Genomic DNA, 18,871 nt, shown 5'->3' with positions numbered 1-18,871 from the left:
CACAACTATGAAAAATGGTTTAAAATCATATTCACATTATCTTAATTATATACATAAAAAGGAGTTTAGATGGACTACGTTGTAGAAATGCTTGGCATAACTAAGAGATTCCCCGGCATTGTTGCCAATGACAACGTAACTCTTAGATTAAAACAAGGAGAAATCCACGCCCTACTTGGTGAAAATGGAGCAGGTAAATCAACTTTGATGAGTATACTTTTTGGGTTATATCAACCTGATGAGGGCGAAATACATATTAATGGTAAAAAAGTTGAAATAAATGACCCTAAGGTAGCCAATAAGCTGGGCATAGGTATGGTTCACCAACATTTTAAATTGGTGGAGAATTTTACTGTACTTGAAAATATAATCCTTGGCAGTGAGCCAAAGGGAAAATTTGGCTCTATAGATATTAAGGCTGCTAGGGAAAAGGTAAAAGCTATAATTGACCAGTATGGCTTAAATGTAGATTTGGATGCAAAAATCCAAGATATAGGTGTAGGTATGCAGCAAAGGGTAGAAATATTAAAAATACTTTATAGAGATGCAAATATTTTAATATTGGATGAACCTACAGCGGTACTTACTCCACAAGAAATCAGTGAATTAATAAAAATAATGCAGACTTTTATTACAGAAGGCAAGTCTATTATATTAATTACGCACAAATTAAAAGAAATAAAGCAGGTTGCTGATAATTGCAGTATACTTAGAAAAGGTAAATATATAGGCACTGTTGATGTTAAAACTACATCAGAGTCAGAAATGGCAAATATGATGGTAGGCAGAAATGTCAGCTTTAATGTAGTAAAAGAGCCATATAATCCTGGCAGAGTCATTTTAAGCGTACAAAATTTGACAGTAAAAAATGAAAACAAGCTTGATGCAGTCAGTGACGTCAGTTTTGATGTAAAGGCAGGGGAGGTATTTTGCCTTTGCGGTATAGATGGCAATGGGCAGACTGAAATCATTGAGGCTATTACTGGTCTTAAAGATGTGGAGTCGGGCAAAATATTTTTAGATAATGATGATATTACGAATAAATCCATCAGACAAAAAACAATGGGGGGAATAGGTCATATTCCTGAGGACAGGCATAAATTCGGCTTGGTTTTAGATTTTAATTTAGAAGAAAATATTGCTTTGCAGTCTTATTATACAAAGGAATTATCCAACAAGGGAAAAATAAATTTTAGTAACAGAGAAAAGCTTGCAAATGAGTTGATTGATGAATTTGATATCAGGACATCTGAGCTAAGAAGTAAAACAATTGTGAGGTCAATGTCAGGAGGTAATCAGCAAAAGGCTATAATTGCAAGGGAAATAAACAGAAAACCAAAATTAATGATTGCATCTCAACCTACAAGAGGACTTGACATAGGTGCAATTGAGTATATACACAAAAGATTGATTGATTGCAGAGACTCAGGTAATGCAGTGTTATTGTTATCCTTGGAGTTAGATGAGGTCTTGGATTTATCAGATGTGATAGCAGTAGTGCATCAATCAAAAATAGTTGGTATACTTGATGCTAAGGAAGCTAACGAAAAATTACTTGGTTTGATGATGGCGGGAATGAGTAAGCAAGAGGCAAAATTACATCTTGAAACAAAGGAGGTAGCAAATGAAAATTAAAAATCAAAATGTGTTAATAGCAATAATTGCTATCGTCCTTGGGTTTTTAGCCGGGACAATCACTATGCTTGTAACTGGGCAAGACCCATTAATTTTATTTAAATCTATACTTAGAGCTGTAACAGGTGTAAATTTAGATTTAGTCTGTACTGGCAAAAACTTCTTTTCAGTTAGAATGGTGGGAGAATATATTGTATATTCAATGCCAATTATTTTAACAGGGTTATCTGTTGCGTTTGCATTTAGGACAGGTCTGTTTAACATAGGCTCTGAGGGACAGGTAATAATGGGTTCTCTAGTAGCCGCTATAGTAGGTGTGCTGTTAGATATGCCTAGAATAATTGAGCTACCTATAGTAATAGTAGGTGGTATGGCGGCAGGTGCAGCGTGGGGTTATATTGCAGGCTTTTTAAAAGCAAAATACAACGTTCATGAGGTTGTTACGACTATCATGCTCAATTATACAGCTATGTATTTTTCAGCGATGATTATTAAAATGTTACCGGGAAGTTCTCCGGAAAAAACTGTACCACTTCATGATGGTGCACTTTTGTCAAGTTCAATTTTTTCTTCAATGACTTCAAATTCTAGACTTCATTATGGAATATTTTTAGTCATTATAGCATTGATAGTCTTTGACTACATAATTAATAAAACTACTTATGGTTATGAATTAAAATCGGTAGGCTATAATCCGTTTGCCGCAAAATATTCAGGCATGAAGGTCAACTCTAGACTAGCTCAATCTATGGCTATATCCGGAGCGTTTTCAGGATTAGCCGGGGTACTTTTGGTTAGCGGTACTTTCAAATACGGCAGAGTATTATATGCTTTTGAAAACTATGGATTTGATGGGATATCTGTTGCACTTTTAGGCAACAATACAGCCTTGGGTTCTTTATTTGGGGGACTTTTATTAGCATCTCTAAAGGCGGCTCAGCCACTGATGAGTGCGAAAAATGTACCTGATGCTATAGTTGACATAATATCTGCGTTAATAATAATGTTTGTAGCTATGAAATATGGCATAATCTATGTGATGGACAAAATGAAAAAGAGAGGTGAAAACTAATGGATTTGATAAGTTCAATTATGCAATCAACTCTTATTTATTCAGCTCCAATAGTTATTGCAGCAATAGGTGGCTTATATTCTGAACGAAGTGGTGTAGTAAACGTAGGTATCGAAGGTATGATGATGGTTGGAGGCTTTGCAGCAGCAGCGTCCTTATCACTTATGGAGGCAACTGTACCACACGCTAGATGGATATGCTTAATTTTTGCAATATTGCTTGGAACATTGGTTTCCGTCATACACGCTTATTTGAGCATAAATCTTAGAGCAGACCAAACAATTTCAGGTACAGCGATAAATATATTTGCAGGCGGACTTACAATTTATCTTTGTGGCATTATCTTTGGGCAACAAAGAACAAAAGCTTTTATGAGAGGCTTTGTAAAGTCAAATGTACCAGTTTTGTCAGATGTTCCAATAATAGGGGATTTGTTCTTCAAAAGAATATATAGTCCGGTATATCTAATGTTTTTAATTGTAATATTAACTTATTTGTTGTTATACAAGACACCGTTTGGATTAAGACTAAGAGCTACTGGAGAAAATCCCCATGCAGTTGACTCACTAGGTATTGGAGTATACAAGATGAGATACTTCGGAGTGCTGACATCAGGGGCACTTGCAGGACTTGCAGGTGGTATAATGGTGCTTACACAAGACACTCAATTTACTGAAACAAGTATACATGGTACAGGCTTTATTGCCTTGGCAGCATTAATATTTGGTAAATGGAAACCATTTACTACATTATTTGCCGGCTTATTTTTTGGATTTGCCCAAATACTGGCACTTTATTCCGACTCTATAGCAAACAGATTGCATATGGAGTTTTTATCAAAACTGCCTGACGAGTTTTATTTGATGTTACCATATATAATCACTGTATTTGCACTTGTACTACTTAGCGGTAAAGGAGTAGGGCCTAAAGCCTCAGGACAAATTTATGATAAGAGCCAAAGATAGGCTAAAAAAAGTAAAAAACTATTTAAATAATTGGAAAATCCTGATATAATAAATTAATTAAGATTTATTAATCAATCTAATTTTATAAACTTGAAGGGAGTCCAATGGTTAATGTATGCTAAGTTTATAACTTCCATAATACTAATACCTTTATTATTGATTTTTGCTATCCAAAATGGAGGTTTAGCAAACGTAAGTTTTTTGTTTATTAATATGGATATACCTTTAGTAGTTGTTATAGTAATAGCTGCAGTGTTAGGCTTTTTTATTTCGATGGGAGTATCTACACTGACAGAGCTAAAGTTGAAAAAGGCACTTCACAAAAGAAATATGGAAATAAAAAAATTAAAAAAAGAAGTGGCTGCCTTAAATAATTCTACATTTGTAAGAGACATTAAAGCCTTAGAGCAAAAACAAACAGATGCTGAACCAAAAGAAATTGATATAGCAAAGCTGGTTATAAAGGACAAACAGGGAAGACAATATGCCATAGGAGATACCATAAATAATAACAAGAGCCCTGAAGTGACAAAGCAAAAATCTGAAAAAGATAAAGCTTTTAAGAATGATAAAACAGATACAAAAAAACAAATAGCACAGGAAACATATTCCAAAGCTGATGAAAATAAAAAAGAAGGTGAAGAAAATACTTCTAAAAAGTCAGATAATTTTTGCAATATCTTAAACTTTGATGACAAAGATATGAAACTTAATTTTAAAAATAAAGATGTTCAAAAAAAATCAAAAGACATACCATGGTATATGGGAAACCATCCAAAAGATAGCAAAAAAGACGGACAAGCAGGTGACTATCAAATCAATCTAAAAAAGGAATTTGAAGATTATATGAGATATTCTTGCCCTATACCTGAAATAGAAGAAGTAACAGAAGAAAATGCTAAGAAATCTTCAAAAAATAGTATAGAAGAAATAGAAAATACTACCTTGGACGATACAAAAAAAATAGATACTAATTTGAATGATATCGAAACAGAGCAAAAAATATCTGAAACAGGAAAAATTGATAAAAATAAAGAAAATGATCCAAAAACCTTATCAGATGAAAATTTGAAAAAAGAAAATGATATAGAAAAATTAGCTCAAGACGATGATATTAATTTGGATTTTATTCAAGAAAAAGTAGCGGAAAATTCTTCATTACTTGAAGATATAAAATTAAAACTAAAACTGGCACAAAAACAAGCTGAAGAAAAAACTCAGAACCAAGATTTACAAAATCTAGTTAAAAACGAAGAAATTATTGAAAAAAATCCTCAAAAAGATGTAAATCATATTGTATCACAAGAAAATCATAAAAAAAGTGAGGTTCGTTCAGTATTAAACGATGAAACCACCTACGATGATGAAATTAATCAGATAGAACAAATTAAGAATCAGAAGAGTATAATAACCTTTAATGAAAATGGGAAAGGCAACATAGAAGAGGATTTAAATGCTCTTGAGCATAACAGCTTTAATTTTCTAAGGACTAAGCAAAATACCTCCCCTGAAAAAACCTTGTCAAAGGAGCTGGTTGCCAAGAAATTTAACTGGAAAACTCCACGGGCTGATTATAATTTAGAAAAGAGTGAAAAAGCCGAATCAGACAACAAAGCTCAAACAGATTTAAAGTCAAAGATAAGACGTGCATTAAAAGTTAAGAAAAATGATTAATTAGGAGATACTTATGAAAACTGTTTTGGATTTATTTATTGAGTCAGAGGCTTTATTGGAAGGGCATTTTCTATTATCCTCAGGAAAACATAGTGATAGATATGTGCAATGTGCAAAATTATTGCAATATCCGGACAAAGCGGCAAAAGTAGTAGAAAAAATCGTAGACCAAATCAAAGACATGGACATAGATATGGTTGTAGGACCTGCAATGGGTGGGATTATAGTGGCATATGAAGTAGGCAAACAGCTTGGAGTGCCGGCAATATTTACAGAGCGTGAAAATAATATCATGACACTTAGAAGAGGGTTTGAAATAAAAAAAGGTGCAAAAATTTTAATTACAGAGGACGTAGTAACCACCGGCAAATCTTCAAAAGAGGCAATAGAAGTAGTAAAACAACATGGTGGAGAAATAGTAGGGATAGCTTGCCTTGCAGATAGGTCGCAGGGCGAAATAGAGTATCCGGTATATTCTGCAATGAAATTGGACATCAAGCTGTATGATAAACAAGATTGTCCAATGTGCAAGGCAGGTTCTGCACCTGTAAAACCCGGTAGTAGAAAAATGGAAGTCTAGGTAAGATAATTTAATACAACAGTAAAATAAATAATACAAATCGGTAGTATAATTAATATTACCGATTTGTTTTTTTAAATTACAAATTGGCAAATGGTATAAGAAAATGACGAAATAAGTTTACAAAATGGAGAAGTTATGAAAAAATCAAAAATATTACCACTGATGCTTTTAACCCTAGGACTCAGTGCAAACAGTATATTTGCAGCATCTATGATTGAAAATGAGGTATATACAGCACCTCTATCAAAATCTATCAATTTTAAAAAAATCACAGAAAATTATGCAAGGACTGCAAACAATATTTATATATTGGAGGCAGACCTAAACGATAAAAACAATAAGCTTGATGTCATGCTCAATACCAATGGTATAAGCAACAGACTTAGTATCAAAAATACAGCACCTACTATTCCCGGCTTGGTAGGAGCGATTAATGCAGATTTTTTCTTGATGACAAAAAATTCATCCTCAATAGGTACACTGATAAAGGATAAAAAAATAATGTCCTCTCCTGCAGAGGCATATAATAAATTTGCCAATATAATAATTACTGATGATGGTGCAGTCAGCTTTGAGTACATCACTGATGGAGTTGTGGTAGATAATGAAACCAAAGGCAGCTCACAAAAAATACAAATTATGAATAAACAATTAAGTACAGCGTTTATGGGAAATGCGATACTAAGCTCAGATTTTTCTTATGCAACACCGGGGAAAAACTCTAAAAATCCAAAAAGAGTTGAAGTAATAGTTTCACCTGATGGCTATGTGACAGAAGTTAGAGAAAACAGTCCATCAGCTCCGATACCTTATGGAGGATATGCAATAATTTCATATAACACAACAGGTAGCGATTTAAAGACGATATATTCTGTAGGTGATAAAGTAACCCTTACTATGGACATATTAAAAGCTAGACCAAACATCAAAACAATCATTGGGGGAGGCTCAGTATTAATAAAAGATGGTCAAAAAACTTGGATAACCAACACAATACCCGGAAAAGCACAAAGAAGTGCATTAGCTATAACAAATGACAACAAACTACTAATGGTTGCAAATGATGGTAGACAAGCTCTTACAGCAGGCTTTGACGAAAAAGATATGCAAAACTATCTATACAACCTTGGCGTTAAAGATGCAATAATGCTAGATGGAGGAGGTTCAACCGCACTTTATGTAGATGGAAAAACTCAAAATTATCAACCAAGTGAAAGAGCTGTAATAAATGCGTTAGTGTTGAAAAATGAAAATCAAACCGGAGTGATTGAAAAAATAAATGTAACACCAATGGACGATATAATATATGTAGGAGACGAAGTGCCGGTAATTGCCTCTGCTCAAGCTACAAGCGGCGCTAAAGACACAAACTATAACACAGCCAATATGAATTTGAGCTCCCAAGGCTTTCAAAGTACAGTTAAAGGCTCAAGCATAGTGCCGACAACGGCAGGAAAGGGACAAATAATTGCATCCGTTGGAGGAGTTATAGGAGCAGCTGATGTAAACGTACTGGAGTCACACGCTCACGATAGCAAAAATGTAAAAGGAGCTATGCCAAAAATAAATATCTATCCTGATACACAAGACCAATCAAGCTTGATAACAGATATATTAAAATTTAAAATAATAGCAAATTCACAAGCCGGCGACATAAATATTTTAATTGGAAATGGCGATTTAACCTTTTCTAATAAATTAAATGGCGAAAATTTAATAGCAAATACAGGTACACCTCTAAAGACATTAGATAAGACAATAGTTGTAAGTCTTAATAGTGCAAAACCACTATATGATAATGAAGTACAGATACAAAATCTTGACAAAGCGTTGAATTCCTCAGCTCAAAATATAATTATAGCAATGCAGTCGGGAGCAAAGGTTGGATTGTTGGAGCAAGATGTATTTGACAAAAAATTAGAGTCCTATGCACAGACTAAAAATATTTATCTGATTTATAAATCAGATAAATATGACGCATATAAAAGAGGAAATGTGAGCTATATAAGTATAATCGATTTTAAAAATAACGCCCATCAAAATCTATCAAATGTAAAATATCTACAAATGTTTGAAGATGCAAACGGTGGCTTGACATATGATTATAAAGCTGTAGTTGAATAAAATAAAACGCTTTTTGAAATTAGCTTTAAATGTGAGCTTGCTCTTTTGAGCAGGCTCTTTTTTATGTGACAGACATACTATCTCTATTGGCGAACCTTGTTCGCCTGAAAATATTAAAAAAGGTTCTATAATATCTGCTGAGAGTTACCTCTCAACAAATATCATAGAACCCTTTAAATTTAAATTAGCTTTGAAGTCTTTTTTCTAAATTTTTACTTATATCTTCATAGCCTTTTTTGCCAAGTAGGGCAAACATATTTTTCTTGTAGCTTTCAACACCTTCTTGGTCGAATGGATTTACTCCGTTCATGTAACCACTTACTGCACAAGCAAATTCAAAGAAGTATATCATGTAGCCAAGGTTATACTCGTCATTTTTTTCTATGTTAAGAACTAAATTAGGCACTCCACCATCGACATGGGCAAGTATTGTACCTTTCATGGCTTTTTCCTGCACAAAGGACATATCTTTTCCGGCAATATAATTTAAACCGTCTAAGTCCTCACTATCACTTGGTATTGCAAGACTTCTTTTGGATTGATTAATCCTTATTACAGTTTCAAACATTATTCTGCTACCGTCTTGGATAAATTGACCAAGAGAGTGCAAGTCTGTTGAGAAAATTACAGAAGATGGATAAATTCCTTTTTGGTCTTTGCCTTCGCTTTCGCCATAAAGCTGTTTGAACCATTCGTTAAACATCATAAAGCTTGGCTCGTAGTTTACTAGGATTTCTACAGATTTACCTTTTCTGTATAAAATATTTCTGTATATTGCATATTTTAAAGCGTCATTTTCTAGTCCATCTTTTTGAGCAAATTCTTTTTGTGCATCTGCTGCACCCTGCATTAATTTTTTAATGTCTAGTCCGGCGGCTGCAATAGGTAGTAGTCCTACGGCTGTCAGCACTGAGTATCGTCCGCCGACTTCGTCAGGTACTACAAAGGTTTCATAACCTTCTTTGTCTGCTAATGACTTTAGAGCACCTTTTTTTCTATCCGTAGTTGCAAAAATCCTTTTTTTAGCCTCTTGCTTGCCGTATTTTTTTTCAAGTAGATTTTTTAAAATTCTAAATGCTATTGCAGGCTCTGTAGTTGTACCTGATTTGGATATTACATTCAGGCAAAAGTCTTTGTCCTTTAACATATCTATCAAGTCCTGAAGATAGGTAGGAGAAATATTATTGCCGGCAAAGACTACTTTTAATTCATTTTTATCATAGGCTGAAAAATTACTTTTTAGAGCCTCAATTACTGCTCTAGCTCCAAGATATGAGCCGCCTATACCAATAACTACTAAGACTTCAGCGTTTTGCCTGATATATTCTGAGGCTTTTAATACTCTATCGAACTCTTCTTTGTCATAATCTGTAGGTAAATTTATCCAGCCGGTAAATTCACCGGGTTTGTCTGCTATGGCAAATAAATTTTTCTTTGCTAAATCGGCATATGGTGCTAATTTTAAAGGTTCGCTTTCACTTACAAAGTCCTGACAATTTGAAATATCTAAGCTCAATTTATTCATATAAACCCCCTGAAATATTCTTAAATAATTGAAAATAAAGTAATTTGTATAGATTTTATCACCTATGGAATTATTTGTAAACATTTTAAGCACTGTAATTAATGTTTTGTGTTGTAATTTGTGGATTTTTAAAATTTATTGTGGTATACTTTAAAAAACAAAAAATATTTCAAAATTTGGGTATAATAGACATAATTGTAGTTATATCTTGAAATAAAAAATAAACATAAAAATTAAAGAGGTGTCTATTTTGGGTGAGTTTAGATTAAAAGTAAATTTTGGTTTTTTTAAAAAATTATTGTATACTCTATTGGCGTTAGCTTGCATTGGATTGGGGATATTTATTTATATAAAAGTGAAGGATAATGCTCAGGGCAATATGCTTAATACATTTATGGTTTATGTTTCTATAGGCTTTTGGGTTATGGCTCTTATCATTTTTATTATGCTGTATGTAGTTTCTAGTAGGGTAAAATTAGAGCTTTATGAAAATGGAATAAATGTCATGGGCAGAGTAGAGCCGATAATGTATAGGGATTGTGAGTCATTTTTCTTTGTGCCTACAAACAATAATGATATTAAGGCGGTAGCGATTAAAGCTAGATATGATACACCTGTATTTTCAGGCAATTATCTTGGAGAGGATTTTTTTAAATATATACAAAAAGACTTTAAGTCAGCAAATCTTGATGAATTTGAAAACAGGCTAAGAGCAGGAGAGTCTATGAGCTTTGGAATATACACGACAGTAGATATGGCATTTAGTGTATTTAAATCCAGTACAGCTTTGTCAAAGTTTAATTTCAAGAGGAAAGTAACACTAAAAAATGATGCACTAATTTATGAAAGCATAGAGTATCCATATTCAGAAATAAGTCCAAGCTACGACACAAAAACAGGCGAAATATCAATTGATAAGCTAAGCGGTGAAAAAATATTTTCAAATAATTACACACGCTATGAAATGGGAGACACATTCTTTTTCTTGCTTAGTCGCTTTATGAAAGACCAATCTACAAGCAAGACGCATTATATGTTAGCCTATGAACCACCTCAGATAATTACTACAGACAGTGAAGTAATTGACGAAACAATCATCATGCCTGACCAAGCTCAAAGTGCAGTAGACACTGATGTAAATAATACCTCAGATATATTACAAGCTGACCCAAGCATAAACAGTGCATCTGATGAAACCAGCACTGCTGATGATAAAGACAACACAAATAAAGACGATGAAAAAGGCTTTTTCAAAAATTTTTTCAATAATTAAAAATCAAGCCAATAAATAGATAAATAAATCTTAATCTAGGAGTAAAAATGTCTGCAATCATAATTGAAAATCTACTATCTAAATACGATTTAAAAAAGAATTATCCTGCCAAGGAGCTAACTAACTTTCACATCGGTGGAGCTTGTGACTATGTAGTCTATCCAAAGTCTATACAAGAAATAATTGACGTTATTTCTGTAGCAAAGCAAAATAAAGTGCCGGTTACGATTATTGGCAAAGGCACAAATCTTTTGGTGTCTGACAAGGGCATTAGAGGTGTTGTAGTAAGATTAGAGGATAATTTTTCTAAAATTACTATGGTAGACGATAATACCATTGAGGCGGAGGCGGGGGCATCACTAAAAGCTGTTTGTGACGTATCGTTGCAAAATAGCCTTACAGGCGTTGAGTTCGCTTGTGGGATACCGGGAGGAGTAGGCGGAGCAGTAGCAATGAATGCCGGTGCATATGGACCTAATATGCAAGACATCGTATATGAAGTTACAGCCTTAGACACAGACTTAAATATATTAACATTTAAAAATGAAGAAATGGACTTTTCATACAGACATTCAATAGTGAATGAAAAAAATCTGATTGTATTAAAAGTAAAATTTAAGCTTGAAAAAGGTGATAAAAGAGTAATAAAAGAGACTATTGACGACTTGATGTTCAAACGAACCAGCAAACAGCCACTAGAGGCATATTCAGCAGGCTCTACATTTAAAAGACCTGATGGATACTTTGCAAGTAAGCTTATAGAAGATAGCGGACTAAAAGGCTTAGTCGTGGGTAATGTTGCGGTATCAGGACTACATAGCGGATTTTTGATAAATACAGGCTCAGCCTCTTGCCAAGAGGTGCTGGATTTAATAGAATTTGTAAAGCAAGTGGTAGGCAATAAATTTGGCATTACATTGGAGGAGGAAGTAAAAGTCATAGGAGATTTTTCATAAATTTTCATAAAAATTAAAAGAAAAGAAATTTATGCCGATTATAAATTATATAGTTGTATTAAAAAATAATTTATAATCTCTACATATAGATTTAAATTGGAAAAAAGTCTTAACATTTTGAAAGGGTGTTTAAAATGCTAAAAAAAAGATTATCCTTTGTGTTGTCTTTACTACTGGCACTTGGGTTAGTGTTGCCGGCAAAAAGTTCTTATGCTGCCGATAAAGTAGCAAGCAAGGTAACTGCAAGTGTATATGAAGATGGAGCACTTTCAAATAAAAGTATTTCCTCTAATCAGACTAGCCCAACAAGCGAAGTTTCATTAGAAACTGGAATAGATATTACATTCCAAACTCCATATACAGTCACTGATGCGGCAAAAGCATTTACCTTAGAAAATATAACTACTCCGGCAACTTTAAAAATAGTACCAACATTAAAAAACGCCAATACAGGAGCTACAATTACATTTGATAAACTTACTAGTGATACAAAATATAGGCTAAAATTAGATAAAGCTTATTTTAAATATGCAAATAATAATTCACCTAGTGGGAACGGAGTTGAAAATTACTATTTCACGACAGAGTCTTTACCAACTCCTAGTCCTATAAGCGACCCGCTTTATGCTATGGAAAAAGAACAAAAAATAATAATTCCATACAATAAAAATATAGAAATAGTAGACCAAAAGAAAATTGTGATTGATGATAAACCTACAGGGGCAACTGTAGATGGTAAAAATTTGGTCATAACTGTCAGTGCTGCCAATGCAAAGGCACTAACAGTTGGAGCTCACAAAATAAACCTTGGGCAAAATAATATAAGAAGAAAAGGTTCAAAAGCTATATTTTCAGATAAGACATCAGTTGATTTAACAGTGAAAAAAGACCCTGCTGTAGCAGCAAAAGAGGCGGCAGAAAAAGCAGCCGCAGAGGCAGCTAAAAAAGCGGCAGAGGAGGCTAAAAAGGCAGAAGAAGAAAAAGCCAAAAAAGCGGCAGAGGAGGCAGCTAAAAAGGCTAAAGAAAAATTGGCAGCAGAAAAAGAGGCTAGAGACATTTTTAGAAACAGTGTAGCAAAAGCACTGATAGCTGAGATGGAAAAAAGATATCAAGCAGAGTATGGCTCTGACTCTATGTTTAAAACCTTTGATGACTACATGAGAGATGATTACATCAAGAGAAATGGAAAAGCACCTACAGATGCTAGTTACACAAAAAAATATTTGGAGGATAGAGGATATATAGATGACTTTATCTCTAAATATGGGCATGACAACCCTGATTTAAAAGCCTCAGCAATAGATTATATGAATAGATATGGTTCATTTGTATATCGTAGCGGCAGAAGATATGATAATCCATTCTATCAAGACCCATTTAGCTCTCCATCTTCAAAGAATGGATACTATGATAATTATAATTACTATGATTACGGATATAGATTTCCTAAAATGAGAGAAGGAGACGACAGCGTTAGCACTGCAAATTTAGAGCTTACTCAAAAATTGAGGGACAAAGAGCAAGAGCTATTGAATTTGCAAAAAGGCTATGCTATGACAAACAACTCAAAGTATAGACCTACAGCGGTAAACAGCCCTCGTATAGTGGTAAATTCTTACTCAAGATATGTATCCTATGAAGACCAATTTGGTAATACAAACCAAACGGATATGGGCGTGACTCCAGTATCAACAGGTGGCAGAACTTTTGTGCCGATTGCAGCATTGGCGGATTTGTCGGGTGCATGGCTAAATTATGACAACTCAACAAAAATTGCTACAGTGTCAAGACCGGGCAAGACAGCCTCAGTCAGTGCAAGCTCCAGTTATATTACATTAAATGGTAAATCAGAAAATATGGGGATAAGACCGATGGTAGTTTCCGGAAAAATTATGATACCGGTGCAGTATTTGGCAAAGGTGCTTGGACTGGAAGAAAATCAGGTTTCATACAGCAGCGGTCAAATAATAATACAAAGATAGAATATGTAATAGACAGTAAAAATTAAATAAATTATGGCTTTAAAAGGTGCAGAACTTAATTTTCGCCTTTTATTAGAGAATTGTATAATTAATATTTTTATAGAATATTAGTATAAATACTAACATCCCATAATATTTTTTAGGAAAAATTTTTCTAAAAAATATTATGGGATATTTTATTGTTAAAAACCTCTGTTTTCAGAAAATATTATAGTGAGTATAAAGTTTGGGAAGGAGTCAACTATCATTTGATAGCCTGATTTTTCGCATAGTTGTCTAAGCGATTTTAGTCCTGTACCCTCAACTATTTTTTCTTTTGGAGGTGTTCCGTTGTTGCTGATATATACTTTGTCATAAGACATATCTACATATATTTCAGTACCGCCTGCGTGTTTTAGCGTGTTTGTTATACATTGTCGCATAGCCTCTGCTGTTATTTTTCTGATAGGTTTACTATCTAATATTTGTCCTGTATATTTCATGTCAATATTCAGCTTTTTGCAAAGCTCTTTAAGTCTTTTGAATTCATTGTCGTTTTTGTCCTCTTGATCTACTCCGCTAAGCATTTCAAAAACTTTTGAGTATGACTGTAACAAAGACGCCTTTTTTTTGCTGGACGGCTGTTCAAAATAGTTTTTACTTTCAAGTAGGACTGCACCCATCTTATTGTGCAAATTAATTTTGGCATTTAAGATTTCTTGCTCTCTGATGATTTTAAGCATATCCTTGCTCAAATTTTCGATATCTTTTGCCATCATTTTTAGTTTTTCAGTTTTTTTGTTTTCTTCACATATCAGCTTGTATATGTCAGTTATGTCATAAGCTGTAAGCTGTATATATTTAGCGTCATTTTGATTTGTGATTATTTTTTTAAATTGCCACACTCTGTCACCACTTAATCTGATTGTATGTCCGCTTTTTATATAGATGACATTTGGCAGATTTTGCTCTACGGATATGTCTATAAGGCGTTGCATTATATCGTCAATTTCTAAAATATTAAGGCAGTCAATTTCGATGATTAGATTGTGCATGACATCGTTGCACATTATTTGGTAGCCGTTTTCATCATAAAATGACAAGCCCATAGGCAGGTAGTCAAAGCCCTCTTTTACGGACTCTTGGGAAAGGGTTTGATTTATTTTTTTTATATCAAAATATAGTAAGGCTATGCTGATTGTTAGATTTATGATTGAAAATATAAAGAAAAAGTGGTTTGGAAATTTTATTTTTTCAAAAACAGCTATATTATTTTCCTTCAAGCGTAGCATACTCAAAGAAAAGAAGGTAAACAGCAGGATAAAGAAGCTCAAATACTTTCTTTTACTATTAAAATTAAATTCGTAAAAGAGTGTGAAAAAGGAAATCACGATTATTAAATACATAAGTAGTGAGCAAACTAAGCACATACACATGAATTCACCCCCTCACAAGCTTGGAAAAAAGATAAAGTCCATCTTCTTCTTTGGTGATGTCAAATCCATCGATTTTAATATTTTTTTCATCTGTAGGTTTAATTTCGCAAAGTATTTCAAAATTATCTGAGTCTTTACTTATTGATATATATATGATTGAAAATAAATATGCACGCTCTATGACACTTTGCAATATATCATACATTTGTTTCACTGTAGAAGATGCAATTCTTGTTTGTACGATGTTTTTACCGCATTTAATATTTAATTTCTCAAGAAAAAAGAACGCTTCATTTAGATAATTGGATATTCGGTCTGTAAAAATATCATCGCCGTTATTAATTGAAAAAAATAAATTGCTCCTTCTCTTTATATAAATGCCGTTAATAATTATTTTAATCAGAGTGGTCTTTTCCTTTAATACATCCTCTTCTTGCTCAAATTCTTTGATAAGCACTTTCATTTGGTCGGTTTTTTCACAAATTGCACTAAACAGTCTATCAAACAAAGCGTTTTTATAATCTATGGATTTTCTTTGCTTTTCAAAGTCGTATTTTTTCTGCAAAACTATGTTTCTTTGACTTAAAGTTTCCTCTATCTCCTCTATATCCATGAGCAATCCTTGAGCCTCACTTATATTTTCTTTCCAAGCTATATATCCGCCTTTTATCTGCTTGCACTGTATCTTATTACCATCTTCTATTATAAGCTTGCCATCTTTTGCCTGCTTAATTAGTTTAGCTGATGTACCGGTGCAAAAGGAGGTTTGAAATAAAGTTTCAAAATTTTTATCAGTTATTTTCATCGGTATAGCTGAGATATTAAATAAATTTTTGTACTCTGTATTTACAGGGATTAGACGTGCGATAATGGAAAACTCTACCATCAGCATCACCATGATTAGCTGGAATGCAGTCATATCATTGATATAATCAAACACAAAGCTTACCTTTGCGGTATAAAGTATGGAATAAATCACACTTAAACACACCGGTATAAGTGGCAACACAAAGCTTAAATCTTTTTTAGCACTTTTTGAATTTTTTATAAGATTGTATAAAAAGCCTGCTATACATAAAACCGCCCACACCATATATACATAATACAAAAAACCGTAGGTGTAGTTATTTACATCGTACAGAGTTTCATGGGAAGCCCTTTTAAACACGAAAAACAGGTTATGAAAATCATTAGTCAGCACGATTAAAAAAAGCAGGCTTGAAACTATGTATACGGCAAAATATTTTTTTTTAGGCTTAAAATAAAAAGATTTACCAATAAATAATGAAAACATAAAAAGCTCTGTAGGGATAAAGATTATGGGCAGATAGTACAAGTACCATAAAGTCCTTGTGGAAAGTGCAGAAAATGCAAAATACCACTTGACAGTTCTAATGGAAAGCCAAAATACCGCTAAAAAAGCCAAGGCAAGTATATGGTATTTAGCCGACTGTTGAACTATTCGCATTTTTAGTGAAAAAAACCAGCCTACAAAAAGTAAAATATAAAGCACACTTAAAAGTAGCTCTGAAATGAGAAACAAGGGGTTTTCCAAAAAAGAACTTGGAGAAAGCCTTATAAAAAAATGAAATATAAAAAGAAAAATAATATAAAAAAACATCTTTTTGTATAAAGGCTGATTGTATAGCAAATAATTCTTTTTCATAGCATATCACCTTTTTTACAATACTTATATCAAAAGCAAATCATCGGTCAATTATATGTATTTTCACTTAAAAAACTTGTTATTTGTGTATATTTTAACACTCATAAACAATAAGTTCAAATATTTTAAAAATAAATTTTGCACCCATTTTAGACTAGTATCTATTGCACTTTCAATTAGAGTTTAGTATAAATTTATATTTATAAAAATTGAGGACTTACTACACTTAGATGTAGAAGTCCTCAATTTTTTGGTAGAAAATAGTGATAGTTTTTCTATACAGTATCTTTAGAAATTCTATTTATAATTTCCATATCTAACTTTATATACGAAGATAATCAAAAATAAAACAACGCAAACTGATATTAAAAAAGAGTTAAATGCTAAAGAAAGTAATATTGCAAGCATGATAGCCACTGGCAACATAATAGCGTCTAACAGTGGATGCGATTTTTTAAGGAGATTTTTTGAAAATGCGTCATTCTATTTTATAAAAGTACCCACACCATATTGGGCAAATCTTATAAGAGCAAAGATAAACAAATGAGCTGGGTAGAATGTATAAAAGAAATAGCGGTAGTCCTTGCCTCTTTTCCCATTGTAAAAAGCCAAGGGTATAAAAGCTATACATGAAACAATATTTTGATAATAAAGCGGTATAGCTCCAGCTACAAATTGAAGAGGTTTATTTTTTCTGAACAGATAAAATGCACCTACAGTCAATATACCTAGACCTTTTCTATCACACATGGTAAAGTTACCAATAAAATAAAATATGGTGAAAGTGGCTATAATTAGAATTATTTTTACTACAACATTTAACCCTTTCTCCTCTATTTTTTTAATTATATACAGCATTATTATTGAGAAGAAAAACGTCCACATGACATTGCCAAATATAAAAGAAATCAAAAATTTTTTTGTGTAAATAAAGGTTTGACCAAAGGCTATGTTATAGGCTGGAGTAGAGATTAAAGCGAAAATAAACAATCTTTTTGCATAATTTTTCGCATTTTTTGTCTTGATAAAACCCTCTGCAATAAGATATGCAAATATAGGAAATGCAATTCTACCAACCATTCTTAATAGCATATATATCTGCATGGAGCTAGGCGGCATTTTTGCAAAGCTACCACCATAGCTCATAGGATAAAGAATAGCTGCGTAATGGTCTATAACCATTGACACAACAGCGATGATTTTTAAAGTAAAACTATCTATTCCAAATTTCTTGGCTTTAGTTTCAAAACCAACTTCCTCCATAGTATCCCCCGTAAATTAGATTTAATATAAACATTTCTAACAAAAATCCGTATCCTTAATAATACAACTATTTACCTTGTGATTAAAAAATATCATGCCTAATGTCAATATAAAATTGACAATAGTAGTAAATCCATTTGGATTTAAGACATGGCTAGATATAATAGCAACCTTAGTATTATCATCAATAAAACTTACAAAAATAAAATAAGATATATAAACGATGAAAATGGTAAATACAGCAAATTTATTAGAGAAATCTTTCATTTGCAGATTACGACTTTTATTAACTTTTTTAACAATCAGTAAAAATAAAGTGTATAAAAATAGAACTAAAGCGTTAGTAAAAAATAAATTTGAGGCAAGACTGAAAAAACCCTTGATGGTATCTTTGTCAGGGAATAATTTGTATCCTATACTTAAAGATAATAAAATATATAAAATTTCAGCCAGTAGAAAAATGGCAGTCATAAGAGTATTTGCCTGATTAATTTCATTTCTAGTAGCCCCACAGGACAAGTGCAAAGAAATATTTTTTGCATTTAAATTATAAACAATAAGCCCATAGCTTATAGCGTAGTAAAGTGGCATAGATAGAAATCCTCTAGTAACTGGCATATTTATTGAAGTAATAAATATACCAATCATCCAAAATAAACTTAACAAAGAAGTAATAAGCTCTTTTTCCTTGCATGTATTTTTTATAATTAATTTGACATTTTTACTAATCATAGCCAA

14 protein-coding genes are annotated in these 18,871 nt (G+C 32.8%); 9 read left to right on the top strand and 5 right to left on the bottom strand.

Annotated features, from left to right (window positions below; translation table 11 throughout):
- Positions 1-69: 69 nt before the first annotated feature.
- The 6 genes from BBG48_RS03380 (at position 70) to BBG48_RS03355 (ending at position 8,053) form a co-directional block, all read left to right on the top strand.
- The gene (locus BBG48_RS03380; RefSeq protein WP_068911933.1) at positions 70-1,635 is read left to right on the top strand and encodes an ABC transporter ATP-binding protein; all 1,566 of its coding nucleotides are present in this window, start codon (positions 70-72) and stop codon (positions 1,633-1,635) included.
- Positions 1,625-2,707, top strand: coding sequence for an ABC transporter permease (locus BBG48_RS03375; RefSeq protein WP_068911931.1), 1,083 nt, complete (start codon positions 1,625-1,627; stop codon positions 2,705-2,707). The genes BBG48_RS03380 and BBG48_RS03375 overlap by 11 nt, the downstream gene beginning before the upstream one ends.
- On the top strand, positions 2,707-3,672 hold the full coding sequence (locus BBG48_RS03370; protein ID WP_068911930.1) for an ABC transporter permease: 966 nt from the start codon (positions 2,707-2,709) through the stop codon (positions 3,670-3,672). The genes BBG48_RS03375 and BBG48_RS03370 overlap by 1 nt, the downstream gene beginning before the upstream one ends.
- 111 nt (positions 3,673-3,783) lie before the next feature.
- Positions 3,784-5,346: a lipopolysaccharide assembly protein LapA domain-containing protein gene (locus BBG48_RS03365; protein WP_068911928.1), complete on the top strand. Its 1,563-nt coding sequence runs from the start codon at positions 3,784-3,786 to the stop codon at positions 5,344-5,346.
- Between the two features lie 13 nt (positions 5,347-5,359).
- Positions 5,360-5,926, top strand: a complete 567-nt coding sequence (gene pyrE, locus BBG48_RS03360; protein WP_068911926.1) for an orotate phosphoribosyltransferase — start codon at positions 5,360-5,362, stop codon at positions 5,924-5,926.
- Positions 5,927-6,064: 138 nt separating this feature from the next.
- Positions 6,065-8,053, top strand: coding sequence for a phosphodiester glycosidase family protein (locus tag BBG48_RS03355; RefSeq protein ID WP_068911924.1), 1,989 nt, complete (start codon positions 6,065-6,067; stop codon positions 8,051-8,053).
- A 184-nt stretch (positions 8,054-8,237) separates the two neighbouring features.
- Here BBG48_RS03355 and BBG48_RS03350 read toward each other — a convergent pair whose 3' ends face one another.
- Positions 8,238-9,578 carry a glucose-6-phosphate isomerase gene (locus tag BBG48_RS03350; RefSeq protein WP_068911922.1) on the bottom strand — a complete coding sequence of 447 codons (1,341 nt, stop codon included), beginning with the start codon at positions 9,576-9,578 and terminating at the stop codon, positions 8,238-8,240.
- 250 nt (positions 9,579-9,828) lie between these two features.
- Between BBG48_RS03350 and BBG48_RS03345 the strand changes: the two genes are divergently transcribed.
- The 3 genes from BBG48_RS03345 to BBG48_RS03335 all read left to right on the top strand — a co-directional run bounded on the left by BBG48_RS03345 (position 9,829) and on the right by BBG48_RS03335 (position 13,789).
- Entirely contained in the window at positions 9,829-10,851 is a 1,023-nt protein-coding gene (locus BBG48_RS03345) for a hypothetical protein (protein ID WP_068911921.1), read from the top strand.
- Positions 10,852-10,898: 47 nt separating this feature from the next.
- The gene (gene murB, locus BBG48_RS03340) at positions 10,899-11,807 is read left to right on the top strand and encodes a UDP-N-acetylmuramate dehydrogenase (protein ID WP_068911919.1); all 909 of its coding nucleotides are present in this window, start codon (positions 10,899-10,901) and stop codon (positions 11,805-11,807) included.
- Between the two features lie 134 nt (positions 11,808-11,941).
- A complete protein-coding gene (locus tag BBG48_RS03335) occupies positions 11,942-13,789 on the top strand; it encodes a copper amine oxidase N-terminal domain-containing protein (protein WP_068911917.1) in 1,848 nt (615 codons plus the stop codon).
- 182 nt (positions 13,790-13,971) lie between these two features.
- On the opposite strand, the gene BBG48_RS03330 is transcribed toward BBG48_RS03335, so the two are convergent.
- From BBG48_RS03330 to BBG48_RS03315, 4 genes are all read right to left on the bottom strand, one after another.
- Positions 13,972-15,051 (bottom strand): sensor histidine kinase, encoded by a 1,080-nt coding sequence (locus tag BBG48_RS03330; protein ID WP_147292823.1) that lies wholly within the window; start codon positions 15,049-15,051, stop codon positions 13,972-13,974.
- Positions 15,052-15,208: 157 nt separating this feature from the next.
- Positions 15,209-16,747 (bottom strand): histidine kinase N-terminal 7TM domain-containing protein, encoded by a 1,539-nt coding sequence (locus tag BBG48_RS03325; protein ID WP_158527896.1) that lies wholly within the window; start codon positions 16,745-16,747, stop codon positions 15,209-15,211.
- Positions 16,748-17,353: 606 nt separating this feature from the next.
- Positions 17,354-18,133 carry a TraX family protein gene (locus tag BBG48_RS03320; RefSeq protein ID WP_068911911.1) on the bottom strand — a complete coding sequence of 260 codons (780 nt, stop codon included), beginning with the start codon at positions 18,131-18,133 and terminating at the stop codon, positions 17,354-17,356.
- 36 nt (positions 18,134-18,169) lie between these two features.
- Complete coding sequence (locus BBG48_RS03315) at positions 18,170-18,865, bottom strand: hypothetical protein (protein ID WP_068911910.1); 696 nt, start codon at positions 18,863-18,865, stop codon at positions 18,170-18,172.
- Positions 18,866-18,871: the final 6 nt, after the last annotated feature.

The sequence above is a fragment of the Criibacterium bergeronii genome (assembly GCF_001693775.2).
GTDB classification, from domain to species: Bacteria; Bacillota; Clostridia; order Peptostreptococcales; family Filifactoraceae; genus Peptoanaerobacter; species Peptoanaerobacter bergeronii.
The sequence above is the reverse complement of the archived record's forward strand: the minus strand, read 5'-3'. Positions and strand labels throughout refer to the sequence as shown.